The sequence below is a fragment of the Corallococcus exiguus genome (genome assembly GCF_009909105.1).
In the GTDB taxonomy this organism is placed as follows: Bacteria; Myxococcota; Myxococcia; order Myxococcales; family Myxococcaceae; genus Corallococcus; species Corallococcus exiguus.
On the sequence record NZ_JAAAPK010000005.1, the window covers coordinates 261,132 to 284,794 of the forward strand.

Below are 23,663 nucleotides of genomic sequence, written 5' to 3' on the forward strand. Positions count from 1 at the left end.
CATGGCCTATGGCGCGAAACCACTCGGGGGTCCGGCGACCCTCGCTGACATCGAGGCCCTGCCCGAGGGCGTGGTGGGCGAGATCATCGATGGGACGCTGTATACGCATGCACGGCCCCGGGCCGGGCACATGGACCTGGTGGGTGCGCTGATTGAAGGGCTGCGAGGCCCCTTCCAGCGCGGCCAGAATGGCCCGGGCGGTTGGTGGGTGTTGGTGGAGCCAGGCATCCAGATGGAGGGGGCGCCGGAGTTCAGTCCGGACCTCGCGGGCTGGCGGCGCGAGCGAGTGCCCGTGCTCCCCGGCGGAAGATGCAAGATCGCGCCAGACTGGGTCTGCGAAATCCTGTCGCCGTCCACGCGGGCGTATGACCAGCGAATCAAGCGTCCGTTCTACGCGCGCATCGGCGTCCAGCACCTGTGGTTCATCGACCTGGAGGTGCGCACGCTCACCGTGAGCGAGCTGCACGATGGGCGCTGGGTGGAGATGGGCGTGTACGGAGAGGACGACATCATCCGAGCAGCACCGTTCGACGCCATCGAGCTGCGGCTCGGTGAGTGGTGGCCGGTGACCGAAGCGTCCTGAGCGCCCGCCCGGCCTGCTTGTCAGACCGCGCTGCTAACTCCACACTTCGGGCATGGCCTATGGCGCGAAACCACTCGAAGGTCCGGCGACCTTCGCTGACATCGAGGCCCTGCCCGAGGGCGTGGTGGGCGAGATCATCGATGGAACGCTGTATACGCAGGCACGGCCGCGTGCCGCGCATGGCTATTTCGAGCTGAGGCTCTTCCGGGAGCTGGATGATGCATTCCAGCTGGGTGGAGAGGAGCTGCCGGGCGGCTGGTGGATCATGGCCGAGCCTGGCATCCGGGTGGGCGGATCCCCGGAGTTCAGTCCGGACCTCGCGGGCTGGCGGCGCGAAAGAGTGCCCACCTTTCCCAAGGGGCAGTGGACGGATGTTCCCGACTGGGCGTGCGAAATCCTGTCGCCGACCACGCGGGCCTACGACACGCGCATCAAGCGGCCGTTCTACGCACGCATCGGCATCAAACACCTGTGGTTCGTGGATCTGGACGCACGCACGCTCACCGTGAGCGAGCTGCGGGACGGGCGCTGGTTGGAGATGGGCGTCTACGGCGAGTCCGATGACCTCATCCGAGCCCCGCCCTTCGAGGAGCGGGACCTGCGGCTGGGCTGGCTCTGGAAGTCCCTTCCGCCTCCAGGCTAACGCGGCTTCGGCCTGCGCGCGGCTCGTTCGCGCTCGAGTTGCAGCTCGCGTTCGACGACTTCGCGGTGGAACTTCGCGAAGTTCACGGGCTCCATCAGACGCCGTCCCGGGTTCGGGCCCGCGTGTTCCAGGATGGCGTCAATCGCGCCCAGCGCCTCCGGGAGCAGCTCTTCCCGGAGTAACACGAGGGCGCGGCCCATGAGCGCGGTGGACACCAGGGCTCGCATCCTCGGGTCCGTGTCCTCGCAGTAGCGCACGTCGATTTCGTCGAACGCCTCCAGCGCTTCGTCCACGTGCCCCAACCCCTGGAGCGCGGTGGCCCGCCCCAACATCGCCACCGCGGTCTGCTCCACCAGGAACGGCTCGGTGTTTCCGTCGTACTCCTTCAGGAGCGCCTCGGACTGGCTCAGCGCTTCCTCGAAGCGCAGCCCCTGGTTGTGGGTGGCGACCACCACCGTTCGCGCCATCTCCACCGGGATGCGCAGGTCGGACCGCTGCGCGAACGCCTTGAAGCGGCTCAGCATCCGCTCCAGCCAGTTGCGGCTCATGTCCTCCTGGTCCATCTCCAGGAGCACGCGGGCCCGGTACAACATCCCCCACGCGACGCCCTCCCAGAGCTCCGGCTTGCGCGGGCTCCAGAAGCGGCGCTCCACCTCGTCGAAGTGGACCAGCGCCTCGTGGAACATCCCCTTCTCCGCGATGGCCACGCCCCGGTGCCCCAATGCCCGCGCCACCTGGACTTGGAGCGCCGGTACCTTCGACAGCGTGAAGCGCCGGTACACCTCGTCGCAGAGCGGAATCGCCTCTTCCACCTCGCCCGCGCGGATGCACGCGCGCGCCCGGTCCATCTTCTCCTTCGCGTCCACCTCCGGCGGCACCACGCCGTCAGCGTCCGGCATCGGCACGCCCGTCATTCCCCGGCGCCAGCGGCGGCACGTCCCGGCCCTCGCCGAAGCCGAGCGCCCAGAAGCGCGGCCGCACCTCCTCCTTCAGCAGGAGCCGCAACAGCAGGTACTTCGCTTCGTCCTGGCCATCCCACGCCATGGGGAAGGTGCCGTAGTGCATCGCCACGGACGTGCCCGAGCGCAGCACGTGGTGCGCCTTCAGCGCGTCCTCCGGCCCCATGTGCACCGGATGCAGGACGCGCGGACGGAACGCGCCGATGGGCAACACCGACAGGCGCATGGGCCCGAAGCGCTCCGCGATGCGGTCGAAGTGCGGACCCAGCCCCGTGTCACCCGCGAAGAGCACCGGGCCTCCGGACGTCTCCAGCACGTAGCCCGCCCACAGCGTCTCCTCCTGGTCCGTCAGCCCCCGGTTCGACCGGTGCTGCGCGGGCACCGCCCACACCTTCAACGCCTGGGGACCGCTCTTCGCGGACTGCCACCAGTCCAGCTCCTCCACGTGCTGGAAGCCCTCGTCCACGAGCAGCTCGCGGTTGCCCAGGCCCACGAGGAAGAGCGGATGGTGCGCGGCCTCCAGCTGCCGCAGCGTGGGCAGGTCCATGTGGTCGTAGTGGTTGTGGCTCACCACCACGACGTCGATGGGCGGCAGGTCCTCGAAGCGGATGCCCGGAGGCCGCACGCGCTTGGGGCCCACGAAGGACACGGGGCTCGCCCGCTCCGAATAGATGGGGTCCGTCAGCACATTCACCCCGTCCGCCTGGAGCAGCACCGTGGCGTGGTTGATGAACGTCACGCGCAGCGCTCCCGGGCCCACGCGCTCCGGCGGCTTCGGGCCTGCGGGCTCCGCCGCGTAGTCGCGCCAGGTGCCGCGCCGCTCCTCCATCACGGCGGATATCAGCGTGAGCGGGGACAGCTTCGGCGCGTCACCGATGTTCTGGAACGACTCGCCGTTGAAGTGGTCCGTCACCGGACCCCGGTGCACGGTGCCGGCGAAGCAGCCGGTGAACAGCGACAGGGCCAGCACCGGCCACAGCCGCGTCACTTGATGACGATGGTCCAGTCGCATTCGAAGGGGTCTCCGTCGAGGGTGGGCAGCGCGTAGCGCGAAGCCTGGATGCTTGTGAGCGCCTGCGCCAGCAGGTCCGGGGGCAGCGTCGCTTCCCGCACCTCGCATTGCTGGGGCATGCCGCCCTGAACCAGCCGGCACGTCACGCGCACGTGGTGCTTGCGGCCTTCGCGCCAGTGCTCGAAGGCCTCCTGGAACACGGGGTCGTCCGGCGGGCCGCCGCGCACGCGCCGGGGCTCCTTCACGTGCTTGGACAGCCAGGAGCAGGCGTCCTTCACCTGTCCGTCACAGGCCTTGCCCATCAGGGACACCGCGCGCAGCCGCTCCGGGCCTTGCGCGTTCGTGGCCAGCAGTGTGAGCGCCTGGTCGAAGCACTGCTTCGCCGTGCGCACCGTGCAGTCTTCCGTGGAAACGGGAGGCGTGCCCGCGGCGAAGGCTCCCAGGGGCGCGGGGCGCATCAGGTCCTCCGCCACGCGCGCGGGGTCGCTTCGTCGCTGCCCGCATGCGGACAGCAGCACCAGCGAGAGGAGGAGGGAACGCCAGGTCATGGCGCCATCGTAGACGGCCCGCGCCCGGGAAGGGATGTCAGCGCGACTGGATGGTGGCTGGGGCTTCGTACAGCCACGAGTCCAGCGCAGCCAGCATCTTGGACCACCCCTTCTGGGTGCTGTCCTTCCACTTCTCGCCGTCCGGGCCCATCTCGTGGGTCAGGGCGTGACGGTCAGCTTCACGGGGAGGGAGTCGCTCATCGGGTGCGTCCTTTCATTTGGGGAGGACGGAGGCGCGCGGCTTCGAGTGCCCGGGCCAGCGTGCGAGTCCCTTCGCGGAGCGCGTCCGGGCGCACGCCGCCGAAGCCAAAGATGAGGCCGGACTCGCGGCGTCGGCCAAGGAAATAGTCGGACAGGGCCGCGACCTCCACGCCCAGGCGCGCGGACTCATCGCGGACGCACAGGTCGGACAGCGGCACGGCAAGGGATGCGCACACCTGCATGCCGGTGTCACAGGGACGGGGCATGAGGACGCCCGAGCAGTCGGCGTGCAGGGCTTCGAGCAGGGCTTCGCCGCGCTCCCGATAGGCCGCGCGCATGCGGCGCAGGTGACGGGCGAAGTGGCCTTCCGCGAGGAACAACGCGAGCGCGGCCTGCTCCAGCGTGGAGGCGGGCGCGGGCGCAGCGGCGCGAGCGGCGGAGAAGACGTCCACGAGCGAGGGCGGCACGACGAGGAAGCCCAGGCGCAGGCCAGGGAACATCGACTTGCTGAACGTGCCCACGTAGACCACGCAGCCGGCGTCATCGAGTCCCTGGAGCGCGGTGAAGGGACGGCCGCGGTGGCGAAACTCGCTGTCGTAATCGTCCTCGATGATCAGCGAGCGGGTGCGTTCGGCCCACTGGAGCAGCGCCATCCGCCGCGCCAGGCTCAGCGTGACGCCCAGCGGGTATTGGTGCGAAGGCGCCACCAACGCGACCCGCGCCCGAGGCGCGCGAGCCAGGCCCTCGCCCACGTCGAGTCCGTCCCCATCCACGGGGATGGGCACCGGACGTCCTCCAGCGGAGAGCACGGCGCGACGGGCGCCGGGATAGCCAGGGTTCTCCACCCAGACGGAGTCACCCGGATTCAGCGCGAGCCGGAGGACCTCATCGAAGGCCTGCTGGGTGCCCGCCGTGATGAAGACCTGCTCCGAGGAGCAGCGCACGCCCCGCGACACGGACACATGGATGGCGACGGCTTCGCGCAGTGGCGCATGGCCCGAAGGGTCACCCCCGTCGAGCAACCCCGTGCTCGCGCGAGCATGGACGCGAGACACCGTGCGAGCCCAGAGCGCGGTGGGGAACAGGTCCAGCGCGGGCACACCCGGCCGGAACGCGCGAGGCGCGGCCCCGAGGCGCGGAGCACCGACTGGTGTGGACTTCAACGCCCGTGCGGAGGCAGCAAGCCGAGGCCCCCTCCCAGAGATTGAGACACGTGCGGCAGCAGGGAGCCCGGGTTCACGGCTCCGGTCTCCGGAGAGGATGGGCAGCTCGGGTGCGACGCGCGTACAGGAGCCCGCCTGGGCCACGAGGTAGCCCTCCGCCGTGAGCGCATCCACCGCCTGGAGGACGGTGCTGCGGGCCACATCCAGCTCGGTGGCGAGCTGACGGGAAGAGGGAAGCCGCAGCCCGGGTGCCAGCGCCCCCGTGAGGATGCGCGCACGGATGCCCTCGAAGAGCTGCTCATGGAGCGGCGTGGGACTCCGCGAATCGAGCCGTAAAAGGAGCGATGACGCGACGCCGGTGGAGGTCTTCAACTGGTATGGCCGATTCTGGCGGAAGTGGTCTTCATGACCCTACCAGTTCCCTGGCAAGAAGCCCCCATGCCGTCTCCGTCTCCCTGCTGCTCGGTCCTCGAACTGCGCCAGTACACGCTGCATCCCGGTCAGCGGGACGTCCTCATCTCGCTCTTCGAACGGGCCTTCATCGAGTCGCAGGAAGCCACGGGCATGCACCTCGTCGGTCAGTTCCGTGACGAGGACCGTCCAGACCGGTTCGTGTGGCTTCGAGGCTTCCGCGACATGGCTTCACGGCGCGAGGCCCTGAGCGCGTTCTACGGCGGCCCGGTGTGGAAGGAGCACCGCAACGCCGCGAACGTGACCATGCAGGACTCCGACAATGTCCTCCTCCTGCGGCCGGTGCGGCCAGACACGGGCCTCAAGCATCCAGGCACGCCCCGACCGCCACCGGGCGCGGACGCACGTCCGGACTCCCGGGTGGAAATGACGCTCTGCTACCTGAAGGCTCCCGCCGATGAAGCACTCATGACCTGCTTCGAACAGCACGTGCGTCCGGTGCTCACGGAGTTGGGCGCCTCACCGCAAGCCCTGTTCCAGACCGAGCCCGCGGAGAACACCTTCCCTCCCCTGCCCGTGCGCACGGGTGAGCACGTCTTCGCCTGGCTCACTGTGTTTCCGGATGCGCGACGCAGAGCTGCGGCGAAGGGCTGGGCGGAGCCGCTTCAACCGTGGCTGAGCGCGCCGCCCGAACACCTGACGTTGTCCCCCACCGCACGCTCCGAGCTGCGCTGAAAGGATCCGCACCATGAAGCCCCTTCCCTCCTTGCCCACGGGCGACGTGCACGACTTCGACTTCCTCATGGGCGAATGGACGTGCGTGAACCGGAAGCTCAAGCAACGACTGACAGGCAACGATGACTGGGACGTGTTCACGTCCAGGATGCGCTGCCAGCCCCACCTGGGCGGCCTGTCCAACGTCGAGGAGACCGTCTTCGAGCGAGGCTTCTCCGGCATGGCCCTGCGCCTGTTCGACGCGCGGGAGCGCCGCTGGTCCATCCACTGGATCGACAGTCGCCACGCGGTGCTCCAGCCACCCGTGCACGGAGGCTTCACCGGCGACCACGGCCGCTTCTACGGCGAGGACACCGAAGGAGGCCGACCGGTCCAGGTCGTGTTCCACTGGACCCGCCTGGGCAACGACCGGGCCCGGTGGGAGCAGGCCTTCTCCCTCGACGGAGAGACGTGGGAGACCAACTGGGTGATGGATTTCACCCGGACGACGGCCGCCGGCTGAACACCACCGTGGCTGGACTTCCCACCAGGACGTCCGCTTGGATGCGCGTGCGTTCCATCCTGTCCCGGGGGTTGTCTCATGCGCCGATTGATTGCCGCCGTCTCGCTGTCCACACTGGCTGGCTGTGCCTACGTGGGAATCGGCCAGACGCCCACAGGGAGCCGGTTCTCACCCCAGAGCAGCGGATCCGGCCCCGTAGTCATCCGGGTGGGCACGGCGGAGCCCGCCCCCCTCGAGACACCGAAGACGGAGGAGTCCACTCCTTCGAAGAAGTCCTCCACCGCCGAGGTCTCCGACGCTCCCGGCGCGACGCAGTAGCGGCTCGCGGGATTGTGAACGGACCGGCGCGGAATCGGTTCGACAGTCCGTGGCGCCTCGGGAACCATCCGCGCTCCGCCGCCCGCCACCTGAAGGCGGGCCGTGCTCCGGAGTCACCCGATGAAGCCCCATGTCATCTGCCACATGATCTCGTCCATCGACGGGCGCATCGTCGTCAAGCACTGGCCCGACCCGGCATCGATGCGCGGTGAATACGAGCGCACCGCCGACACCTTCGACGCGGACGCATGGATGTGCGGCCGCATCACCATGGAGGACTTCGCCGCGGAAGGGGACGTGCCCAAGCCCGCTCCCGCGTCTCCTCTGCCCCGCACGGACTTCGTCGCTCGCAAGGACGCGGAGTCCTATGCCATCGCCCTGGATGCCCACGGCAAGCTGAACTGGGAGTCCGGCGCCATCGATGACGACCACCTCGTCGTCGTGCTCACCGAGTCCGTCACCGACGCGCACCTCGCCCACCTGCGTGAGCGCGGTGTCTCCTATGTCTTCGGCGGCAAGCAGGACATCGACTTCGCCCGCGTGCTGGAGAAGCTCGGAGACACCTTCGGCATCAAGACCGTGCTGCTGGAGGGCGGCGGTGGCATCAACGGTTCCTTCCTCGCTGCGGGCCTCATCGACGAGGTGAGCCTCCTCGTGCACCCCACCGCTGACGGCCTGCCCGGCACTCCGACCCTCTTCGACCGGCCCCAGGGTTCCACCGGCGCGGGCGCCGCGCTGGAACTCACCCACGTGGAGCGCCGCGACTCCGGCATCGTGTGGCTCCGGTACCGCGTGCGGCGCTGAGCCTTCCCTGTTCCCTCTGTCCAGCGCGTGCGGCCCCCGACAGAGGCTCAGGGAGCGCGCAGCAGCGTGGCGGACTCGTAGAGGCTCTGCTGCTGGAAGACGCCCGCGGCGGACGTGTCGTTCTCCAGCTTGGACTGCACGCTCTTGGGCAGCTGCGCGTAGAGGTCCTGGCCCAGCAGGCCTTCAATCTGGTCCACCGGCACGCGCGACTGTTGGAGCAGCGGGAGGATGTCCTCCTTCTTGGACGGGCCTTCCTTCGCGTTCGGCACCATGTACGCGAACATCGACAGGTTGCCGTTGGGCAGCTCCAGGAGGACCGTCTTGAAGTTGTGCGTGGGGACCGCGATCTGCCGGTCCGCCTTCGAGCCCGTCGTCTGGAGGGACTCGGGCGGCAGCGGCTTGCCCTTGTCGTCCAGGTACAGGTTGCCCGTGACGATGTAGGCCTTGCCGCCGGTCTCCTTGATCATCTCCGACACGCCGCGCTCCAGCGTGCGCCACACCTGCTGGTTGTGGTTGCCGTGCTGGGGCGCGATGTTGGTCATGTAGTGGCTTTCGTTCATCGCCGCCTGCGTGGGCGAGTCCTCGGCCGGCTTCATGTGCCCCCGGTCGAAACCGGTGTTGTTGTAGTCGGAGTCCACCACGCCGCCCTGCTTCAGCTCCGGGTCGCGCACGAAGGTGCTGTTGAGCCGGCTGACGTCCGCGGGCGTCTCCTTCACGTCCGCCGCTGACAGCATGTAGCTCACGAACGTGGGCACGTTCTTGTCCGTGTCCATGAGCGTGCGCGAGTACTCCTTCACCAGGTTCAGGCCGGGCGTCGCGCCGCTTCCGCCCACGCCCTGGAGCGGATCCACCTCGCCGGCCACTTCCGCCACGCGGCTCTGGAAGGTGGCCATCTGCTGATCCGGCACCCACTGCGTGTTCGCGGCAGTGCCCGTGCCCTTGGCCTGGTTCGCCTTGGACGCGTTGATGTAGGCCGTCAGCTCGTCCGCGGAGAGCTCACCGTCGCCGTTGCCGCCCAGGAGGTCCGCGCGCTTCGCCACGGACTGCTGCCAGGGGCTTTCGAAGCTGTCCACCTTCGCGGACTGCGCGCCCCCCTGAAGCTTCGCGTCGAGCGCCGCGCGCTGCTGCTGGATGGCCGTGGACGTGAGGAACTGCGCGTCCGTGGGCGCGGAGAGATACGACTCCAGCTCCGCCGCGGACACCTGGCCGTTCGAGGCCCGGCTTCCATCAACGCCCTCGTCCGCCGCGTGCAGCAGGCGCCCCTGCCAGCTTTCGTCCGTCCAGCCGAACTTCTGCTGGAGGTCGGAGATGGCCACCTCCTTGGTGGCGGAGCGCTTCCAGCTGCCCCCGGTGGGCGCCACGACATTCGACGCGGGCGCGCTGACGGGAGCATCCGCCCCAGCGGGCACCGCGGTGTTCGCGGGCGCGGCGGTGGGGACAGCCGCGTTCGCGGGCGTGGGGCGCGGGGTGGAGACTCCCGTCGGGATTCGCAGCGACATGCGGTGAACGTCCTCGGGGCCGGCGGGGGTGACGATCGGGGAGGGCCCCTGTTCTTCATCGTCGGAGTGACGCGGCACCCGGTTGCGTCACTCCGCCCTTTTTCTCAGCAGGCAGGGCGTTTTTCGGTCCGGCTGGACCCGGCTGTCACTTAATGCCGGACTTCGAGGGGGGCGGAGGGCGGTGTCCGTCGGGCCGGGCGTGCTGGACGGCGTGGACGATGCGGGCTTCGGCCTGGAGTTTTTCGACGACGGCGGCAGGCAGTCGGGCGCGCTCGGCGGCGACAGCGAGGGTTATCAGGAAGGCCTCGCTGACGGGCCCCTGCGTGGAGGCGTTGCGCTCGGCGGGGGTGAAGGCGTGGGCATCCACCACGGTGCCAGAGGCGGTGCGCACCTTCACGGGGCGCTCCTCGGTGGCCAGAGCGAGCGCGGTCTCCAGGCGGGCGAGGACGGGCCAGGACTCGGTGGCGACGGGGCGCAGGCGCCCGGACAGCCGGTGTCCGGGAGCATCCACCAGGCGTGCGACCCGGCCGCCCCAGTTGGGCACGTGCACGTCATAGACGACGTCCACGTCCAGGGCCTCGGCGAGTTCGCCCTCGGGGAAGTCGGGCACGGGGGGCAGGCCGTGCAGGTGCCGGCTCGCCGCGGCCGGAGCCAGGTCGAGGGAGAACGCGAACCAGGGACGCGAAGCCGCGGGGCCAGATGCCATGGGGGCGAGTGTCCCCGGCGCGCGGCGGTGGAACAAGGGCCAGGCCGTGCGGATCCGCGTCCGGGTGCCAGGGGGTCCGGGCTTTCCGGGTCACGTCACCACGGCGGCGAGGATGCGCTCGAAGAGCCAGGGGGCTCGGCCCAGCAGGCGCACCACGGGCCTTCGCAGGCGCGGGCGGCGCGCGAGCATCAGCAGGCCGTGCGTGGTCCAGGCGTACTTGCGGAACACCTGCTGGAAGGTGTGCTCGTAGGGCAGCAACGTGTCGCGGCCAGCGCCCTTCGCCAGTGCGTCCGGGAGCAGCGCTCCCAGGGACTCCGCGCAGGCGAAGGCGAGCGTGAGCCCTTCGCCTGTCAGCGCGTCCACGTAGCCGGCGGCATCACCGACGAGGGCGAAGCGATCCGCGATGCGAGTGCGGGCCACGCGGGCCAGGGGTCCGGCACCGCGTGGCTGGGAGTCCGGCTCCGCGCCGGTGAGCTTCTCCGCGAGGCGGGGGAAGCGCTCCAGCATCGCGTCGAAACCCACGCGGCCTGGCACCGTGCCGTCCTCCCACAGGAACGCGATGCCCACGCGCTCCGCTCCGGCGGGCGTCACGTATGCCTCGACGCCGGAGGCGAAGTGCACTTCCACGTAGGGTGTCCACGGCACGCGCCGGAAGTGGCGCCGCAGTCCGTAGCGCCGGGGCACGTCCTGCTCCACCTCCAGGTCCTCGGCCTTGCGCAGCGGTGAGTTCAGGCCGTCCGCAGCGACCAGGAAGCGCGCGGACACGCGGCCCACGGGCGTCTCCAGCGTCACCCCGTCCGGCGTCCGCACGTGCGACACGACATGCGTGTGCTCGCGCAGGTCGACGCCCACCTCGCGCGCACGGGTCGCCAGCGCATGGGACAGGGCCAGCCTGCGGACTCCCAGTCCTCCAGGCGCGGGCAGTTTTCCCTCCGCCGTGCTGCCGTCCTCCTGCACGTAGCGGATGCCGACGAAGGGCGAGCTGTCGCTCCGGTCCAGGTGCGCGAGCGCGCCCAACCGCTCCAGCGCCGCGAGGCCGGATGGCATCAGGCCTTCACCGCACGCTTTGTCCACGGGCGTGGACGCGCGCTCCAGCACCACCGTGTCCAGCCCGCGCCGTGCCGCGGTGATGGCCACCGCGAGACCGGCCGGGCCTCCGCCCACCACGACCACGTCGTGCTGCTTCACGTGTCCAGCCACATCACGAGTCGTGCTCCGCGCGCACCATCGCCAGCGCGCTCTTCGCCATCTCCACCGCGAGCCCCACCGCGCCCACCTTCTTCGGTGCCGTCAGCTCTCCGGCCAGATAGCGCCGCAGCGCCTCGCTCCTGCGCAGCTTGCCGCTGGACGTGCGAGGCAGCGTCCCAGGCTCCAGCAGTTTCACCGTGTGCGGCTGCACGCCCGTCGCCTCCACCACCGCCGCGCGGATGTCCGCCTCTACTGATGCCACGTCCGCGCCCCGCTCCGCGCGCTCGGCCAGGATGAGCAACGCTTCGTCCTCGCCGCCCTTGGGCGTGAAGCCCAGCGCCACCGCGCAGCCCGTGCGCACGCCGTCCACCTTGAGCAGTGGATCCTCGAAGGCCTGCGGCGCGTGGTTCGCGCCCCGGATGATGACCAGGTCCTTCGCGCGGCCCGTCAGGTACAGCTCCCCGTCCACGCTGAAGCCCAGGTCTCCCGTGTCCAGCCAGCCCTCCCCCACCAGCGCCCGCGCCGTCGCCTCCGCGTCCTCGAAGTAGCCGCGCATCACCGACGGCCCCTTCGTGAACACGCGACCCACCTGGCGCTCCGGCAACACCGTGCCGTCCTCGCCGCGCACCTCCACCTCGAAGCCCGCCACCGGCGCGCCCACGCTCACCAGCGTGCGTGCCCCATCACGCGCCTGCCCTTCGCGCGCCAGCACGTCCGCATCCACGCCCAGCTCGCGCGGCCCCCGGCCCGCAGGGGGGAACGTCACCGCCAGCGACGCCTCCGACAAGCCATACACCGGCCGCAGCGCCCGCACGGAGAAGCCCCACTTCTCGAACCGCTCCGCGAAGCGACGCAGCGTGTCCGCGGACACCGGCTCCGCGCCGTTGAGCGCGTGCAGCCACCCGGACAGGTCCACGCCCTGCAGGTCCGCGTCCTTCACCCGCTTCAAACACAACCCATAGGCGAAGTTCGGCGCGGGCGACACGAAGCCCCGATGCCTCGACAGCGCGCGCAGCCACAGCGCCGGCTTCACCAGGAAAGTCTCCGGCGGAATCAGCACCAGGCTGCCCGGGTAGTACAGCGCCGCGAGCACACAGCCGATGAGCCCCATGTCGTGGTACAGCGGCAGCCAGCTCACGCCCACCGGCATCACGCCCGGGGCCAGCGGCATCGCCACCTCCAGCGCCGCCACCTGCGCCAACAGCGCCCCGTGCGTCAGCGCCACCGGCTTCGGCTCCACCGTGGAACCGGAGGAGAACTGGATGAGCCCCAGCGCATCGGGCCCCACCTCCACCTCCAGATCCTCGTCGCCGTGCATCACCGCGTCCACCGTGTGACAGCCCAGCTTCGGCCGAGCCAGCGCCATGCTCGGGCCCAGGAGCAGCCGCACGCGCGTGTCCGTCAGCACCACCACCGCGCCCGTCAACTGGAGCATGCGCGCCGTCGAGCGGTGGTACTCGTCCAGCCGCCCCAGCCGCACCGGCGGATACAGCGGCACCGGCACCGCGCCCGCCAGCAGCGCGCCGAAGTACGCATCCATGAACGCGGGCGACGTGGGCAACAGCAACGCCACCCGGTCTCCCGGACGCACGCCCAGCCGAGCCAGCCCCGCCGCCGCGCGCTTCGCCCGCCGGTAGACCTGGGCCCACGGCAGGGACGTCTCGTGCTCTGACGCGTCCACGAACACCAGCCCCAGCGACGTGTGCGACGTCGCCTTCAGCATCGCGTTCACCGTGGCGTGCTTCAGCGCCGGCAGGGGCGGCCCCTTCACGGATGCACTCCCACGTCCGGCTTCGCGGCTTGAACCCGCGCAGCCACCAGCCGCGCCAGGTCCTCCACCGTCCGCACGCCCTGCGCGTCCTCTTCCGACAGCAGCACCCGGAAGCGATTCTCCAGGCCCACCGCCAGCACCGTCAGCCCCAGGCTGTCCAGGTGCAGGTCGCGCAAGAGGTCGTGCGCGGGCTCCACCGCGCCCTCGAACTCCAGCTCCTCCCGGGCGATGCGGCGGATCTCCGCCACCGCCTCCATCTCGATGTCAGCCACGGCGAACCTCCGGAATGAAGCGGGGACGGTGGGCGAAGGCCTCGGAGTACATCGCTCCGAGCGCCGCCTCCTCCGCGCGAATGCGCACGTAGAGCAGCGCCGCGTTGCCCACCGTGAATACCACCGCCGTCACCCACGCCCCGTGGATGAGCGGCACGCAGAACAACTCCAACACCACCGCCACGTAGTTCGGATGACGCAGGAACCGGTACGGCCCGCCCGTCACAGGCGCCAGCCCCGGCACCACGATGATGCGCGAGTTCCACCGGTCGCCCAGCGTCCCGATGGCCCAGTACCGCAGCCCCTGAGCCACCGCCGCGCCCGCCAGCGCCGCCCAGCTCCACACGCCCCAGAAGGGACGCTGGAGTCCAAACACCTCCGCGACGCACGCGACGAGGAAGAGCGTGTGGAACACGACCATGAACCGGTAGTGCCCCTGCCCCGTCTCCACCCCGCCCCGCTCGAAGGCTCGCGCCGCGTTGCGCTTGGAGAGCACCAGCTCCAACAGCCGCTCCGCGACGAGCAGCACCATGAAGCCCGCGAACAACGCCTGCGTTCCGGTCACCATCGCACCAGCACCATCTCCGCGCAGAAGCCCGGACCCATGGCCATCACCACGCCCCAGTCGCCCGGCACCGCGTCCGCTTCTTCCAGCGTCTCACCCAGCACGAAGAGCACCGATGCGCTGGACAGGTTGCCCACCTGCCGCAGCGACTTCCACGAACGCTCCAGCGCGCCGGGCTCCAGCTCCAGCGCGAACTCGAAGCCCTCCAGCACCTTGGGCCCGCCGGTGTGCGCCACCCAGTGCTTCACGTCCTGTCGGGTCAGCCCATGCTCCGCGAGGAAGCCATCCACGTTGCCCCGGATGTGCTCCTTCACCAGCTGCGGCACCTTCGCGGACAGCACCACCTTGAAGCCCGTGTCCACCACGTCCCAGCCCATCACCCGCTCGGTGTCCGGGTAGAACACCGACCGCGAGCCCACCACGCGCGGGCCCGCGGCATTGGCCTCCGCGCCCCGCAGCACCACGCACGCCGCGCCGTCCCCGAAGAGGCCGGAGGCGATGATGTTGGGGATGGACAGGTCCTCGCGCTGGAGCGTGAGCGAGCACAGCTCCGTGGCGATGAGCAGCGCCGTCTGCTTGGGGAACGCGCGCAGGTAGTCCGACGCGCGCGCCAGGCCCGCCGCGCCCGCCACGCAGCCCAGGCCGAAGATGGGCGTGCGCTTCACGTCCTCGCGCAGGCCCATCCGGTTGACCAGTCGCGCATCCACGCTGGGCGTGGCGATGCCCGTCACCGTGACGAAGAAGACGTGGTCCACGTCCTTCGGCGTGAGCCCCGCGCGCGACAGCGCCTCGCGCGCCACCTTCTCCGACAGCTCCGTGGCCACGCGGATCCACGCATCGTTGCGCTGCTGGAACGTCGCGAGCGCCGGATACTCCTCCAGCGGCAGCGCCAGGTGCCGGCCGCCCACCTGCACGTTGCGGTGCAGGTCCTCCAGCCGCTCCAGGTTGAAGTGCTTCGTCGCCCACAGGTCGCGCAGCGCCGCGATGAGCTGTTCCTGGCTGGCGTAGTGCGAAGGCAACGCGCGTCCCACCGCGCTCAACGAAGGGGATGGCGCGGGGTCGTGATGGGGTGTGCTGGGCATGAAGTCCTGGAGGCTCCCACCCGGGGAGTCGAGTCCCCAGGCATAATCAGCCGCAGGGCGGGATGCGATGGACTATCGCCAGAGCTGCCCGTCCCTGAACCCCACCGGCTGCCCGCACTGTTGCACACGCGACGCCCCACCGCCGGCTCCGCGACCGGAGGGGCCCTTTTTCGTCGCGCTCAGGCGATGGAGTCCACCACGCCCCCGTCGACCCGCAGCGCGGCGCCGGTGGTGGCGGAGGCCTGGGGTGACGCGACGTAGACAATCATGTTCGCCACCTCCTCCACGCTGGACGGGCGGCGGAGGATGGAGCTGGGCCGGTTCGCCTGGATGAAGTCCACGGCGAGGTCCTCGAAGGACCGGCCCGACTTCTCGTGCTCCTCGCGGAACATCGTGCGGACACCCTCGGAGAGGGTGGGCCCCGGCAGCACGGAGTTGACCGTGACGCCCGTCCCCGCCATGCGCTTGGCCAGGCCGCGCGCGACGGACAGCTGCGCCGTCTTGGTGACGCCGTAGTGGATCATCTCCGTGGGGATGTTCAGCGCGGACTCGGACGAGACGAACACCACGCGGCCCCAGCCCTGCTTCTGCATCCCCGGCAGGTACGCGCGCGACAGCCGCACGCCGGACAGCACGTTCGCCTCGAAGAAGTGGCTCCAGTCCTCGTCCGTCACATCGAAGAAGTCCTTCGGCCCGAAGATGCCCAGGTTGTTGATGAGGATGTCGCAGTGGGGGTGCGCCGCGACGAGCGCCGCGGTGGCCTCCGCCGTGCTCAGGTCGCCCGCGAAGCCCTTCACGGTGGCGCCCGGGGCCGCCTCGCGCACCGCCGCGATGGCCCGGTCCACCGCCGCCTGCGTGCGGCCGTTGACGATGACCGTGGCGCCCGCCGCCGCCAGCCCCTTCGCCGTGGCCAGGCCGATGCCGGCCGTGGAGCCGGTGACGAGGGCAATCCTTCCAGTGAGTTCGATGCGCATGGGGTGTCCCGGGAAAAGAGGAGTACGACTGAAGGCTCCTGGGTATGCGGTCCGCGAGCCTCCGAAACAATGGCCACGCCGCGCAAACCAGCATTCGATAGTTTCGAACAATGGATCGCTTCGACGAGATGGAGCTGTTCCTCGACATCGCCCGGCGGGGCAGCTTGTCCGCCGTCGCGCGAGCCCGGGGCGTGGCGCCTTCCACGGTGACGCTGGGACTCCAGCGCCTGGAGGCACGGCTGGGGGTGCGGCTGCTCGCCCGGTCCACACGGCGACTGTCGCTGACCCCCGAGGGCGAGGGCTACCGCGCGGACTGTCAGCGCATCCTCACCGACCTGGCGGAGAGCGAGGCGGGCGTGGGCGGGCGCGAGGGTCCCCTCACCGGCCTCCTGCGCGTCACCGCCACCAACGACTTCGGCCGCGCGCGGGTGGCCCCGCTGGTGGACGCATTCCTCCGGCTCCATCCGGGGGTGCGCGTGGAGCTCGTGCTGAGCGATGGGGTGCTGGATCTCATCGAGGAGGGCATCGACGTGGCGCTGCGCTTCGGGCCGCTGGCGGACTCGCGGCTGACTGCGCGGCGCATCGTCTCCGGCCGGCGCGTGGTGTGCGCGGCGCCCGCGTACTGGGCCCGCAACCCGCCGCCTCGCAAGCCCGCGGACCTGACGCGCCACAACTGCCTGGTGCTCGCGCGTCCGGGCGCGCCGCAGACGAGCTGGGCGTTCCGCGACGAGGACGGCCGCGTCTTCCACGTGCGCGTGTCCGGGGACCGGACCGCCAACGACGGCGGCGTGCTGAAGGACTGGGCCCTGGCGGGCGCGGGCGTCGTGCTCAAGTCCACCTGGGACGTGGAGGGGCTGCTCGCCTCCGGCCACCTGGTGTCCGCGCTGGACCGCTTCATGCTGCCGGACATCGACCTGCACGCGGTCCACACCGCCGGGCGCGAACCGGGCCGCCGGCTCGCGGCGTTCCTGGCGTTCCTCGCTGAACACCTGCCCCCGTCACCGGGGCCCGGAGGCATGGGCCGGCGGCGCGCGGGCCGGAGCCGCTGACGCCTCTCATCCCCTTTTCTGTCCTGCCAGCAACGACAGACAGCGCTTCCGGCCAGCGTCGATTTCCCTGACAGGCCGGTAGCATCCGGGCCGTTCGCGCGCTGGGGGGATTCGATGAAGATGGTCTGTGTTGGCGGAGGCCCTGCCGGGCTCTATTTCTCGATCCTGGCGAAGCTGTCCAACCCGAAGCACGACGTCACCGTCGTCGAGCGCAACCCCGCGGGCATGACGTATGGCTGGGGCGTCGTGTTCTGGGATGACCTGCTGGACGACCTCTTCCGCAACGACCCGGTGAGCGCGCAGCGGATCGCCCAGGCCGCGGCGCGCTGGGACACGCAGGAGGTGCACCTGCGGGGCCGGTACGCGACACACATCGGCGGCTATGGCTTCGCGTTGGGACGGGACCGGCTGCTGGACATCCTCATCCGGCGGGCGAGGGGGCTGGGCGTGGACGTCCGCTTCGAGCAGGACGTCACGGACCTCGCCGCGTTCATGGACGCGGACCTCGTCGTCGCCTGTGACGGCGTCAACAGCCGGCTGCGCCAGCGCCACGCCCATCACTTCCAGACGCACGTGGAGGAGGGACGCAACAAGTACATCTGGCTGGGCACCGACAAGGTGTTCGACGCCTTCACCTTCGCCTTCGAGGAGACGCCCGCCGGATGGCTCTGGTTCCACGGCTACCGCTTCAACAGCGAGACCAGCACCTGCATCGTGGAGTGCCAGGAGTCGACCTGGAAGGCGTTGGGCTTCGACGCGCTGGGACCGGATGAGACGCTCCGGAAGCTGGAGGGCATCTTCCAGAGCCGGCTCCAGGGCAAGTCGCTGTTCAACCAGCTGAAGGGCATGGGCCGGGCGCCATGGCTCAACTTCAAGCGCATCACCAACGAGCGCTGGTACCACGACAACGTGGTGCTCATGGGTGACGCCGCGCACACCACGCACTTCTCCATCGGCTCTGGGACGAAGCTGGCCATGCAGGACGCCATCGGGCTGGCGCGGCAGCTGCGAACGCAGCCGGACGTGCCCACCGCGCTGGAGGCGTATGACGGGGAGCGGCGCGCCTCCCTGCTGGCCATCCAGCTGGCGGCGCGCAGCAGCTCCGAGTGGTTCGAGAACGTCCCCAGCTACGTGGACCAGGACGAGACCCGGTTCGCCCATTCGCTGCTGAACCGCCGGGGCAGCTCCGTGTGGAGCTACCTGCTGCTCATGGCCAGCCAGCAGCCCTCGCTGCGAGGCGCGCTGCGCAAGCTCCACTCCTCCAAGCAGTGGGTCCGCGAGCAGCGCCGGGGCCGCGGCGCGGTGGTGCTGGGGGCTCCACCGCCGGGCTAGGGAGTCGGCGCGGCGTCCGGCGGGGGCGGCGTGGCGATGAGCAGGCCGTAGGCGTTATTGCCCTCGGTCTGCGTCCACGAAGCCTTGAAGTCCTTCCACGAGTAGACCTCCTCGCGGTTCTGGTAGGGATTGTAGACGCGCACCATCCAGTCGCCGTTGCCATTCTCCTCCACCGCGCGGACGTTCACGAAGTGCGCCGTGCCCCCGGCGCGCAGCATTCCATCCGCGCCGTCCGGGTTGATGTTGACCAACGCGACCAGTGACTTGCCGTCGGCGAGGAACCGCGCGAAGTCCTCGGGAGGCAGCGCGTCTCCCGACGAGTAGTCCGCGGTCCAGTTCGAGGCCGTGTACATCGGTATCAGGTCGTCCTTGCCGGTCGTGTACCCGGTGTTGAGCAGGCCCTCGCTTATGTCTCCGTTGGAGGCCGCGAAGCGGGTCAACGCCTCCTGGGGCAGCACCCCCATCGACGCGCCCACGGCCAGCGGGCCGCACAGGTTCTTGTGGACCGTGCGCCAGTCGCCGCCCCACATCGAGTTGAGGTTGAGGTACTGCGCGGCGGAGTGGGGATGCACCGCGAACTCGCGCCATTCGCCCGCTTTGCCACGGCCCAGCGTGCTGGCCGTGCCGAGGAAGGAGTGCTCCGGCACCTCGCCGCCGTCCTTGACGCCGTTGAAGAGCATTTCGGTCTGCTCGTGCACGGCGGCCCGCCACTCTTGCTGGAAGAGGGCCTGCTTGCCCTCGGGCGGCAGGTGGCTCCACGCCATGGAGCTGACGGAGGACGGCGGCGGGCCGTTGACGTCGAACTCCGGCATCGGCCAGTTCTCCGCCACCACCTTCTCCCGGGCGGTCTGGATGATCTGATCGCGGCCCTCCTGCGGCAGGGCGTTCCAGAGATAGGCCTCGATATCCGGCGGGCGTGTGCCGTCCGCCATCCATTGAGGGAAGGGGGACTCATAGGGCGGCGGCAGGGGTTTCTCTTCCTTGACCAGGGGCGCGTACACCCAGGCCTCGGTTCCGTTCTCCAGTTCCACGTTCAGCCAGGTGCCATCCTCGTTCTCGCCAAGCACCTTCAGCTTGTCCTCCATGTTCACGGTGGCAACCCATGTTCCCTGCGTGCTCGGATTTTCGCGGGTGTTGATGCCGTTCTTGGTCGGCGTGGCCCACCGCTCACCGTCCGCCACCTGCCGGTCCGCCACGCCAGACAGCCCCAGCTTCTGGATGAGGGCTTCGCGCTGGGGTCCCGGGGGCGTGGAGAGGACCTGCTGCATCTTGCTCGCGGGCACCGTGACGGGCTGCGAGTAGCGAGGGTGCGTCGCCTGCCACTGGCCCAGCGTCTCGTAGCGCACCGTGGGGTGGTTGGGGTCCACCACGGAGCCATCCGGCCTGCGCACCAGGGCGTGCCCCACGCCGTCGCTCGCGTCACGCATGAGGACGATGGAGTCCCCCGGGCGCGCCAGGCCCACCGCCTTCTCCAGGCAGTTGGCGCTGCCGTCTCCCAACCGCTCCGTGTGCAGGTTGCTCGCGGGCGCGGGCGTGGCGTCGAACATGGACGTCGACCCGAACGGCTGTGGCTTGGGCTGGAGCGCCGGTTGCCCCCTCCCAGCCGGAGCGGGCAGGGGCTCCGGGCGAGGAGGGACGGCCAGGGGCAGGAAGCGCGAGAACTGAATCATCGGGAGCGGCCTCGGGGACGAAAACGTCGTTTCCCCAAGTCACGCGGAGCCGCACCCGAATTGAATTAAGCCGAGTTAAACGTACATCTCCGGCCCGCCGCCCCTGTCGCGCGGCGGGCCGGACGGACCGGGCTACGGAACGACGTACAGGTCGCCGTTCGTCTGGGTGATGGCCCCACCCACGACGTTGTAGACGTCGAAGAGGTCGGCGCTCTTGAAGCTCGCGCCCGCCGGCACGGAGGCCAGGAGGGGCGACGTCGTCAACTGCGACTGAGTGGTGCTGACGAAGGTGTTGCCAGCGACCGTGACCAGGTTGTCCGCGGGCAGCGTGCCGCTGTTCACGCTGGTGTCGGGCCGCAGCCACATGCCGGCGAGCAGCTGGTTGAAGGCGGCCGAGTTGTGGAGCGGCGTGCTGGCGATGTTGACGCTGAGCGACGTGTCACCGGCATTGGCCGCGCTGCTGACCGTGCCCGCGATGGAGACGAACGGGGTGTAGCCACCCGTGGCGTAGTGCGTCTGGTTGTTGTTGTTGATGATCAACTGGCCGTACGCCACGCCGCTGTGCTTGAGGAACACCGTGCCCGCGCCACCGTCGGTGTACGTGGCGTTGATGCCGGTGCCGCCACGCGCCTGGAGCTGCGCGCTGGTCGAAGGGTACGGATAGCCAATGGCCCCCACGAAGCTGGAAGCATCCCCCGTGCTCACCATCGCGATGCGCCCGCCACCGCCCGCACGCGTGGAGCCGACCGAGCTGGAGTTGTACGCATTCGCCCCGTTGGCGGTGAGGGTGCCGTTCCAGCCCGTGGTGTCGAAGCCGCCGCAGCGCAGGGAGATGGAGCCACCCGCCGCGCCGTACTGGGCGCCCGTGGTCACCGCACCCGCCTTGATGAGAGAGGTCCCGCCCAGCGTGCAGACACCGGAGGCATTGAGCCGGAAGACACCACCGCCAGGACTCCGGAAGCCCAGATACGACGGCGAGGCACCGACCGTCGTCCCCGCTCCGCCCGGATACCGGGGGTCTCGGTAGTCGTCGTAGACCATGCCGCGAACAGCGCCGGCCGCGTACCCACCACCGACACCGCCATGCCCCGCGCCGTAACCACCCGACGATCCAGTCGCGGATGAGGGCCCCGTCGCGCCAAAGCCCCACAGGGTCTGCGGCGCGCCCTGGGCATCCATCGCCGCCGGGTAGCCCAGGCCCGCGACGTCCACGGCGCCGCCCGTGAGGCTGAAGGTCCCCGCGAGCGTCATCTGGAGGCTGGACACCTGCGCGGCGGCCGGCGACGTCTTGAACACCGGCAGGTAGTGCTTGAGCGTGCCCGCGGTCTGCTCGTAGCGCGCCGCCTGGAGCGAGTTGGTGACCAGCGTGCCGCCGCTCAAGGTCACGTCACCGGACGCGATGATGGCGGGCACTGTCACCGAACCCGCGGACACCGTCACGTTGTCCGCGACGAGCGTCCCGCCTCCGAGGGGCGGCATGGCCTGCGTGGACTGCACGACGTTCACCGCGCCGGCCGCGTACTCGATGCGACCTGTCCTGCCGCTCGTCGTGTCGAAAAGCACCAGGCCATTCACGGTCATCGTGGGAGCGCCGGAGTTCGTCGTGTTGCCGGACACCACGTGGATGTCGCCGTTGGTCTCCAGGATGGCGTTGCCGAGCACGTCCAGGTGGTCCAGCACATCCACGCTGCGGAAGAACGCGCCGGACGCGACGCCGGAGGGCACGGCGCTCGTCGTCAGGGTTCCCACCGCGTTGGTGGTGACGCTCACCAGGTTGGACGGATCCAGCAGCGCCCCGCCCGCGGCGGTGACGTCCGGCCGCAGCCAGCCGCCCGCGAACACGCCGTTGTAGATGGAGGAGGACGACGGGGTCGTGACCTGGGTGAGCGCGGGGTTGAAGTTCAGCGGCGCGCCCGCGTTCTCGTAGTAGGTCGCGTTGAACATCGTGCTGGCGACGGAGACGGGAATGGCAGTGGCGCCCGCGGTGACGTTCGCAGTGACAGTGCCGGCCAGCGCGGGGAGCCGGGTGGTGCCCTCGTTCTGGTAATGCGCGGGCGAGTTGTTCGCGATGATGAGGTCGCCGTAGGTCAGCCCGCTGTGCTTCAGGAAGATGGTGCCCGCGCCACCGGCGCCCACCACGTAGCTGGAGTTGGCCGGAGCGCCGCCGAAGGCGTGGACCCGGGCAGTGAGGTTCACGGGCGGGTAGCTCACCGCGCCCGTCATCGTCGCGGCATCACCGGTGCTGACCAGGGCGATACGGCCACCACCGCCCGCGCCCAGCGGGATGGAGGAGTTCCCCGCGCCCTGGCCGCCGTCCGCGATGAGGGTTCCCGTCCAGCCCGTGGAGACGATGGCACCACAGCGGAGGTTGATGGAGCCACCCGCCGCATTGAACGAAGCGGACGCCGCGACAGTGGCCGAACCGCCCAGCACGCAGGGCCCGGTGGACGTGATGCGCACCACTCCACCGCCGTGGGTTCCCGAGTACGTGTCATTGGTGGCGCCGGGGAACTTCGGGTCGCGGTAGTCGCCGTAGGTCGTCCCCGCGTTGCCCGCCTGGTTGTTGTTGGCCTGCGAGATGTTCATGCGGTAGTTGCCGGAGCCCATGCCGCCGTGGCTGGCGCCGTACAACTTGCTGGTGCCCGCGAGCGATGCAGACGGCACGCCATTGGGGCTGAAGCTGACCAGGCCGTTGCCGCTGCACGAGCCATTGGCGAAGCAGGTCATGCCGTAGCCCTTGTTGGTGGTGTTGATCGCGCCACCCAGCAGGTTCCAGGAGCCCGTGAGCACGTCCAGCTTGAACATTGCGGCGTTGGTGGCCTGGAGGTGTGTCACGGTGCCGCCCGTGATGAAGACGTCACCAAAGGTCTGGCCCACCGTGCTGGCGTCGAACGTGACGGTGCCACCGGTGATGTAGAGGTTCCGGCCGCCCGCGTTGCTGGAGGTGACCGTGACGGTGCCGGTGGTGATGGTGGTGCCCGCGCTGCCACTGAACAGCGCCGAGTCGAACGCGACGGAGGCCGTGTCCGGCAGCGTGGTCGTGCCGCTGCCGTCCGTGACGGTGGCGGAGAACGTGGTGGGCACGGTCAGCGCCGTGGAGCTGCGCGCGGTGACGACATAGCTGCCCGCGCCAGAGTCCACCGCCGTGAGGCACGTCGCGCCCGGCGTGTTCACGGTGCAGGCGGAGGTCCCCGTGCCACCCAGCGTGACCGACCCGTCACTGCTCAGGACCTCCACATGGAGCCCCGTCCCCAGGGGTTCACCACTCGCGTCGCGAGGCGTGACGGTGAGGGTCACATAGGCCAGTCCGTCCGAGGGCGCGTTGGTTGCGGACGCAAGCAATTGGGGCTGCGGTGAAGTCAGACCCGCGCGCGAGTTCGCGGGGGCCGGCCCACTTTCTTCCAGCGGTGGAGGGGAACAGCTGATCAACGCGGCGAACACAAGCGAACCTGCGAATGGCAGACGCATGAAATTCTCCCTTTGAGTTGGAACAGCGGCCGGCTGGCAAAGCTTCAGCCCGGGCCGCTGGACGTCCGTATGCTTCAGCGGGGCTGCGTGATGGAAGGAATTACTGGAAACATTTTTCACGCAATCGAGTCTTTCTTGACCTGTCCACGAGACCTGGAACGCACTCACCTGAGTCCCGTCCCATGTCGTTGATGCAAAGGATTAAGGT

22 protein-coding genes are annotated in these 23,663 nt (G+C 69.8%); 8 read left to right on the forward strand and 14 right to left on the reverse strand.

The genetic code is table 11. From position 1 onward, the window contains the following. Position 1: 1 nt before the first annotated feature. Together GTZ93_RS21190 and GTZ93_RS21195 are read left to right on the forward strand one after the other, a co-directional pair. The gene (locus GTZ93_RS21190) at positions 2–583 is read left to right on the forward strand and encodes a Uma2 family endonuclease (RefSeq protein WP_139919556.1); all 582 of its coding nucleotides are present in this window, start codon (positions 2–4) and stop codon (positions 581–583) included. A gap of 52 nt (positions 584–635) precedes the next feature. After that, positions 636–1,226, forward strand: coding sequence for a Uma2 family endonuclease (locus GTZ93_RS21195; RefSeq protein ID WP_139919557.1), 591 nt, complete (start codon positions 636–638; stop codon positions 1,224–1,226). Here the strand turns inward: GTZ93_RS21195 and GTZ93_RS21200 are convergent. From GTZ93_RS21200 to pdxR, 4 genes are all read right to left on the reverse strand, one after another. Beyond that, the gene (locus GTZ93_RS21200) at positions 1,223–2,125 is read right to left on the reverse strand and encodes a tetratricopeptide repeat protein (protein WP_161662954.1); all 903 of its coding nucleotides are present in this window, start codon (positions 2,123–2,125) and stop codon (positions 1,223–1,225) included. The two genes, GTZ93_RS21195 and GTZ93_RS21200, sit on opposite strands and share 4 nt — an antisense overlap. Further along, positions 2,112–3,197 (reverse strand): MBL fold metallo-hydrolase, encoded by a 1,086-nt coding sequence (locus GTZ93_RS21205; RefSeq protein ID WP_139919559.1) that lies wholly within the window; start codon positions 3,195–3,197, stop codon positions 2,112–2,114. Before GTZ93_RS21205 ends, GTZ93_RS21200 begins: the two co-directional genes overlap by 14 nt. Continuing rightward, positions 3,170–3,745 (reverse strand): hypothetical protein, encoded by a 576-nt coding sequence (locus GTZ93_RS21210; protein WP_139919560.1) that lies wholly within the window; start codon positions 3,743–3,745, stop codon positions 3,170–3,172. Before GTZ93_RS21210 ends, GTZ93_RS21205 begins: the two co-directional genes overlap by 28 nt. Positions 3,746–3,942: 197 nt before the next feature. Then, on the reverse strand, positions 3,943–5,481 hold the full coding sequence (gene pdxR, locus GTZ93_RS21220) for a MocR-like pyridoxine biosynthesis transcription factor PdxR (protein WP_139919561.1): 1,539 nt from the start codon (positions 5,479–5,481) through the stop codon (positions 3,943–3,945). Between the two features lie 66 nt (positions 5,482–5,547). Here pdxR and GTZ93_RS21225 point away from each other — a divergent pair, with 66 nt between their 5' ends. The 4 genes from GTZ93_RS21225 (at position 5,548) to GTZ93_RS21240 (ending at position 7,879) form a co-directional block, all read left to right on the forward strand. Continuing rightward, positions 5,548–6,255, forward strand: coding sequence for an NIPSNAP family protein (locus tag GTZ93_RS21225; protein ID WP_139919562.1), 708 nt, complete (start codon positions 5,548–5,550; stop codon positions 6,253–6,255). 13 nt (positions 6,256–6,268) lie between these two features. Continuing rightward, positions 6,269–6,757, forward strand: a complete 489-nt coding sequence (locus GTZ93_RS21230) for a hypothetical protein (protein ID WP_139919563.1) — start codon at positions 6,269–6,271, stop codon at positions 6,755–6,757. Positions 6,758–6,835: 78 nt separating this feature from the next. Further along, a complete protein-coding gene (locus tag GTZ93_RS21235; RefSeq protein ID WP_139919564.1) occupies positions 6,836–7,075 on the forward strand; it encodes a hypothetical protein in 240 nt (79 codons plus the stop codon). A 120-nt stretch (positions 7,076–7,195) separates the two neighbouring features. After that, positions 7,196–7,879, forward strand: a complete 684-nt coding sequence (locus tag GTZ93_RS21240) for a RibD family protein (RefSeq protein ID WP_139919565.1) — start codon at positions 7,196–7,198, stop codon at positions 7,877–7,879. Positions 7,880–7,926: 47 nt separating this feature from the next. On the opposite strand, the gene GTZ93_RS21245 is transcribed toward GTZ93_RS21240, so the two are convergent. From GTZ93_RS21245 to GTZ93_RS21280, 8 genes are all read right to left on the reverse strand, one after another. After that, positions 7,927–9,378 carry a DNA/RNA non-specific endonuclease gene (locus tag GTZ93_RS21245; protein ID WP_139919566.1) on the reverse strand — a complete coding sequence of 484 codons (1,452 nt, stop codon included), beginning with the start codon at positions 9,376–9,378 and terminating at the stop codon, positions 7,927–7,929. Between the two features lie 145 nt (positions 9,379–9,523). Then, the gene (locus GTZ93_RS21250; protein ID WP_120575879.1) at positions 9,524–10,084 is read right to left on the reverse strand and encodes a gamma-glutamylcyclotransferase; all 561 of its coding nucleotides are present in this window, start codon (positions 10,082–10,084) and stop codon (positions 9,524–9,526) included. Between the two features lie 90 nt (positions 10,085–10,174). Then, positions 10,175–11,272, reverse strand: a complete 1,098-nt coding sequence (locus GTZ93_RS21255) for an NAD(P)/FAD-dependent oxidoreductase (protein ID WP_139919435.1) — start codon at positions 11,270–11,272, stop codon at positions 10,175–10,177. 13 nt (positions 11,273–11,285) lie between these two features. Continuing rightward, entirely contained in the window at positions 11,286–13,043 is a 1,758-nt protein-coding gene (locus GTZ93_RS21260) for a fatty acyl-AMP ligase (protein WP_139919434.1), read from the reverse strand. Further along, positions 13,040–13,300, reverse strand: a complete 261-nt coding sequence (locus GTZ93_RS21265; protein WP_167548303.1) for an acyl carrier protein — start codon at positions 13,298–13,300, stop codon at positions 13,040–13,042. Before GTZ93_RS21265 ends, GTZ93_RS21260 begins: the two co-directional genes overlap by 4 nt. Positions 13,301–13,307: 7 nt before the next feature. After that, positions 13,308–13,883 carry an isoprenylcysteine carboxyl methyltransferase family protein gene (locus GTZ93_RS21270; protein WP_139919432.1) on the reverse strand — a complete coding sequence of 192 codons (576 nt, stop codon included), beginning with the start codon at positions 13,881–13,883 and terminating at the stop codon, positions 13,308–13,310. Then, entirely contained in the window at positions 13,877–14,962 is a 1,086-nt protein-coding gene (locus GTZ93_RS21275; protein WP_139919431.1) for a type III polyketide synthase, read from the reverse strand. The genes GTZ93_RS21270 and GTZ93_RS21275 overlap by 7 nt, the downstream gene beginning before the upstream one ends. Before the next feature lie 179 nt (positions 14,963–15,141). Beyond that, positions 15,142–15,936, reverse strand: a complete 795-nt coding sequence (locus GTZ93_RS21280) for an SDR family NAD(P)-dependent oxidoreductase (RefSeq protein ID WP_139919430.1) — start codon at positions 15,934–15,936, stop codon at positions 15,142–15,144. A gap of 110 nt (positions 15,937–16,046) precedes the next feature. Here GTZ93_RS21280 and GTZ93_RS21285 point away from each other — a divergent pair, with 110 nt between their 5' ends. Together GTZ93_RS21285 and GTZ93_RS21290 are read left to right on the forward strand one after the other, a co-directional pair. Beyond that, entirely contained in the window at positions 16,047–16,985 is a 939-nt protein-coding gene (locus tag GTZ93_RS21285; RefSeq protein WP_139919429.1) for a LysR family transcriptional regulator, read from the forward strand. Positions 16,986–17,099: 114 nt separating this feature from the next. Continuing rightward, positions 17,100–18,317, forward strand: coding sequence for an FAD-dependent monooxygenase (locus GTZ93_RS21290; RefSeq protein ID WP_139919428.1), 1,218 nt, complete (start codon positions 17,100–17,102; stop codon positions 18,315–18,317). Here the strand turns inward: GTZ93_RS21290 and GTZ93_RS21295 are convergent. Both GTZ93_RS21295 and GTZ93_RS21300 read right to left on the reverse strand, forming a co-directional pair. Next, a complete protein-coding gene (locus GTZ93_RS21295; RefSeq protein ID WP_139919427.1) occupies positions 18,314–19,987 on the reverse strand; it encodes an SH3 domain-containing protein in 1,674 nt (557 codons plus the stop codon). The two genes, GTZ93_RS21290 and GTZ93_RS21295, sit on opposite strands and share 4 nt — an antisense overlap. A gap of 132 nt (positions 19,988–20,119) precedes the next feature. Next, a complete protein-coding gene (locus GTZ93_RS21300) occupies positions 20,120–23,329 on the reverse strand; it encodes a beta strand repeat-containing protein (RefSeq protein ID WP_139919426.1) in 3,210 nt (1,069 codons plus the stop codon). Positions 23,330–23,663: the final 334 nt, after the last annotated feature.

Excerpts from the sequence above, each read along its gene's own strand:
- GTZ93_RS21250 (WP_120575879.1), bottom strand. The coding sequence starts at position 10,084 with ATGGCATCTGGCCCCGCGGCTTCGCGTCCCTGGTTCGCGTTCTCCCTC.
- GTZ93_RS21270 (WP_139919432.1), bottom strand. The coding sequence starts at position 13,883 with ATGGTGACCGGAACGCAGGCGTTGTTCGCGGGCTTCATGGTGCTGCTC.
- GTZ93_RS21190 (WP_139919556.1), top strand. The coding sequence starts at position 2 with ATGGCCTATGGCGCGAAACCACTCGGGGGTCCGGCGACCCTCGCTGAC.
- GTZ93_RS21195 (WP_139919557.1), top strand. The coding sequence starts at position 636 with ATGGCCTATGGCGCGAAACCACTCGAAGGTCCGGCGACCTTCGCTGAC.
- GTZ93_RS21225 (WP_139919562.1), top strand. The coding sequence starts at position 5,548 with ATGCCGTCTCCGTCTCCCTGCTGCTCGGTCCTCGAACTGCGCCAGTAC.
- GTZ93_RS21240 (WP_139919565.1), top strand. The coding sequence starts at position 7,196 with ATGAAGCCCCATGTCATCTGCCACATGATCTCGTCCATCGACGGGCGC.
- GTZ93_RS21280 (WP_139919430.1), bottom strand. The coding sequence starts at position 15,936 with ATGCGCATCGAACTCACTGGAAGGATTGCCCTCGTCACCGGCTCCACG.
- GTZ93_RS21230 (WP_139919563.1), top strand. The coding sequence starts at position 6,269 with ATGAAGCCCCTTCCCTCCTTGCCCACGGGCGACGTGCACGACTTCGAC.
- GTZ93_RS21205 (WP_139919559.1), bottom strand. The coding sequence starts at position 3,197 with ATGCGACTGGACCATCGTCATCAAGTGACGCGGCTGTGGCCGGTGCTG.
- GTZ93_RS21285 (WP_139919429.1), top strand. The coding sequence starts at position 16,047 with ATGGATCGCTTCGACGAGATGGAGCTGTTCCTCGACATCGCCCGGCGG.
- GTZ93_RS21235 (WP_139919564.1), top strand. The coding sequence starts at position 6,836 with ATGCGCCGATTGATTGCCGCCGTCTCGCTGTCCACACTGGCTGGCTGT.
- GTZ93_RS21210 (WP_139919560.1), bottom strand. The coding sequence starts at position 3,745 with ATGACCTGGCGTTCCCTCCTCCTCTCGCTGGTGCTGCTGTCCGCATGC.
- GTZ93_RS21245 (WP_139919566.1), bottom strand. The coding sequence starts at position 9,378 with ATGTCGCTGCGAATCCCGACGGGAGTCTCCACCCCGCGCCCCACGCCC.
- GTZ93_RS21275 (WP_139919431.1), bottom strand. The coding sequence starts at position 14,962 with ATGCCCAGCACACCCCATCACGACCCCGCGCCATCCCCTTCGTTGAGC.
- GTZ93_RS21200 (WP_161662954.1), bottom strand. The coding sequence starts at position 2,125 with ATGCCGGACGCTGACGGCGTGGTGCCGCCGGAGGTGGACGCGAAGGAG.
- GTZ93_RS21265 (WP_167548303.1), bottom strand. The coding sequence starts at position 13,300 with ATGGAGGCGGTGGCGGAGATCCGCCGCATCGCCCGGGAGGAGCTGGAG.
- GTZ93_RS21290 (WP_139919428.1), top strand. The coding sequence starts at position 17,100 with ATGAAGATGGTCTGTGTTGGCGGAGGCCCTGCCGGGCTCTATTTCTCG.
- GTZ93_RS21295 (WP_139919427.1), bottom strand. The coding sequence starts at position 19,987 with ATGATTCAGTTCTCGCGCTTCCTGCCCCTGGCCGTCCCTCCTCGCCCG.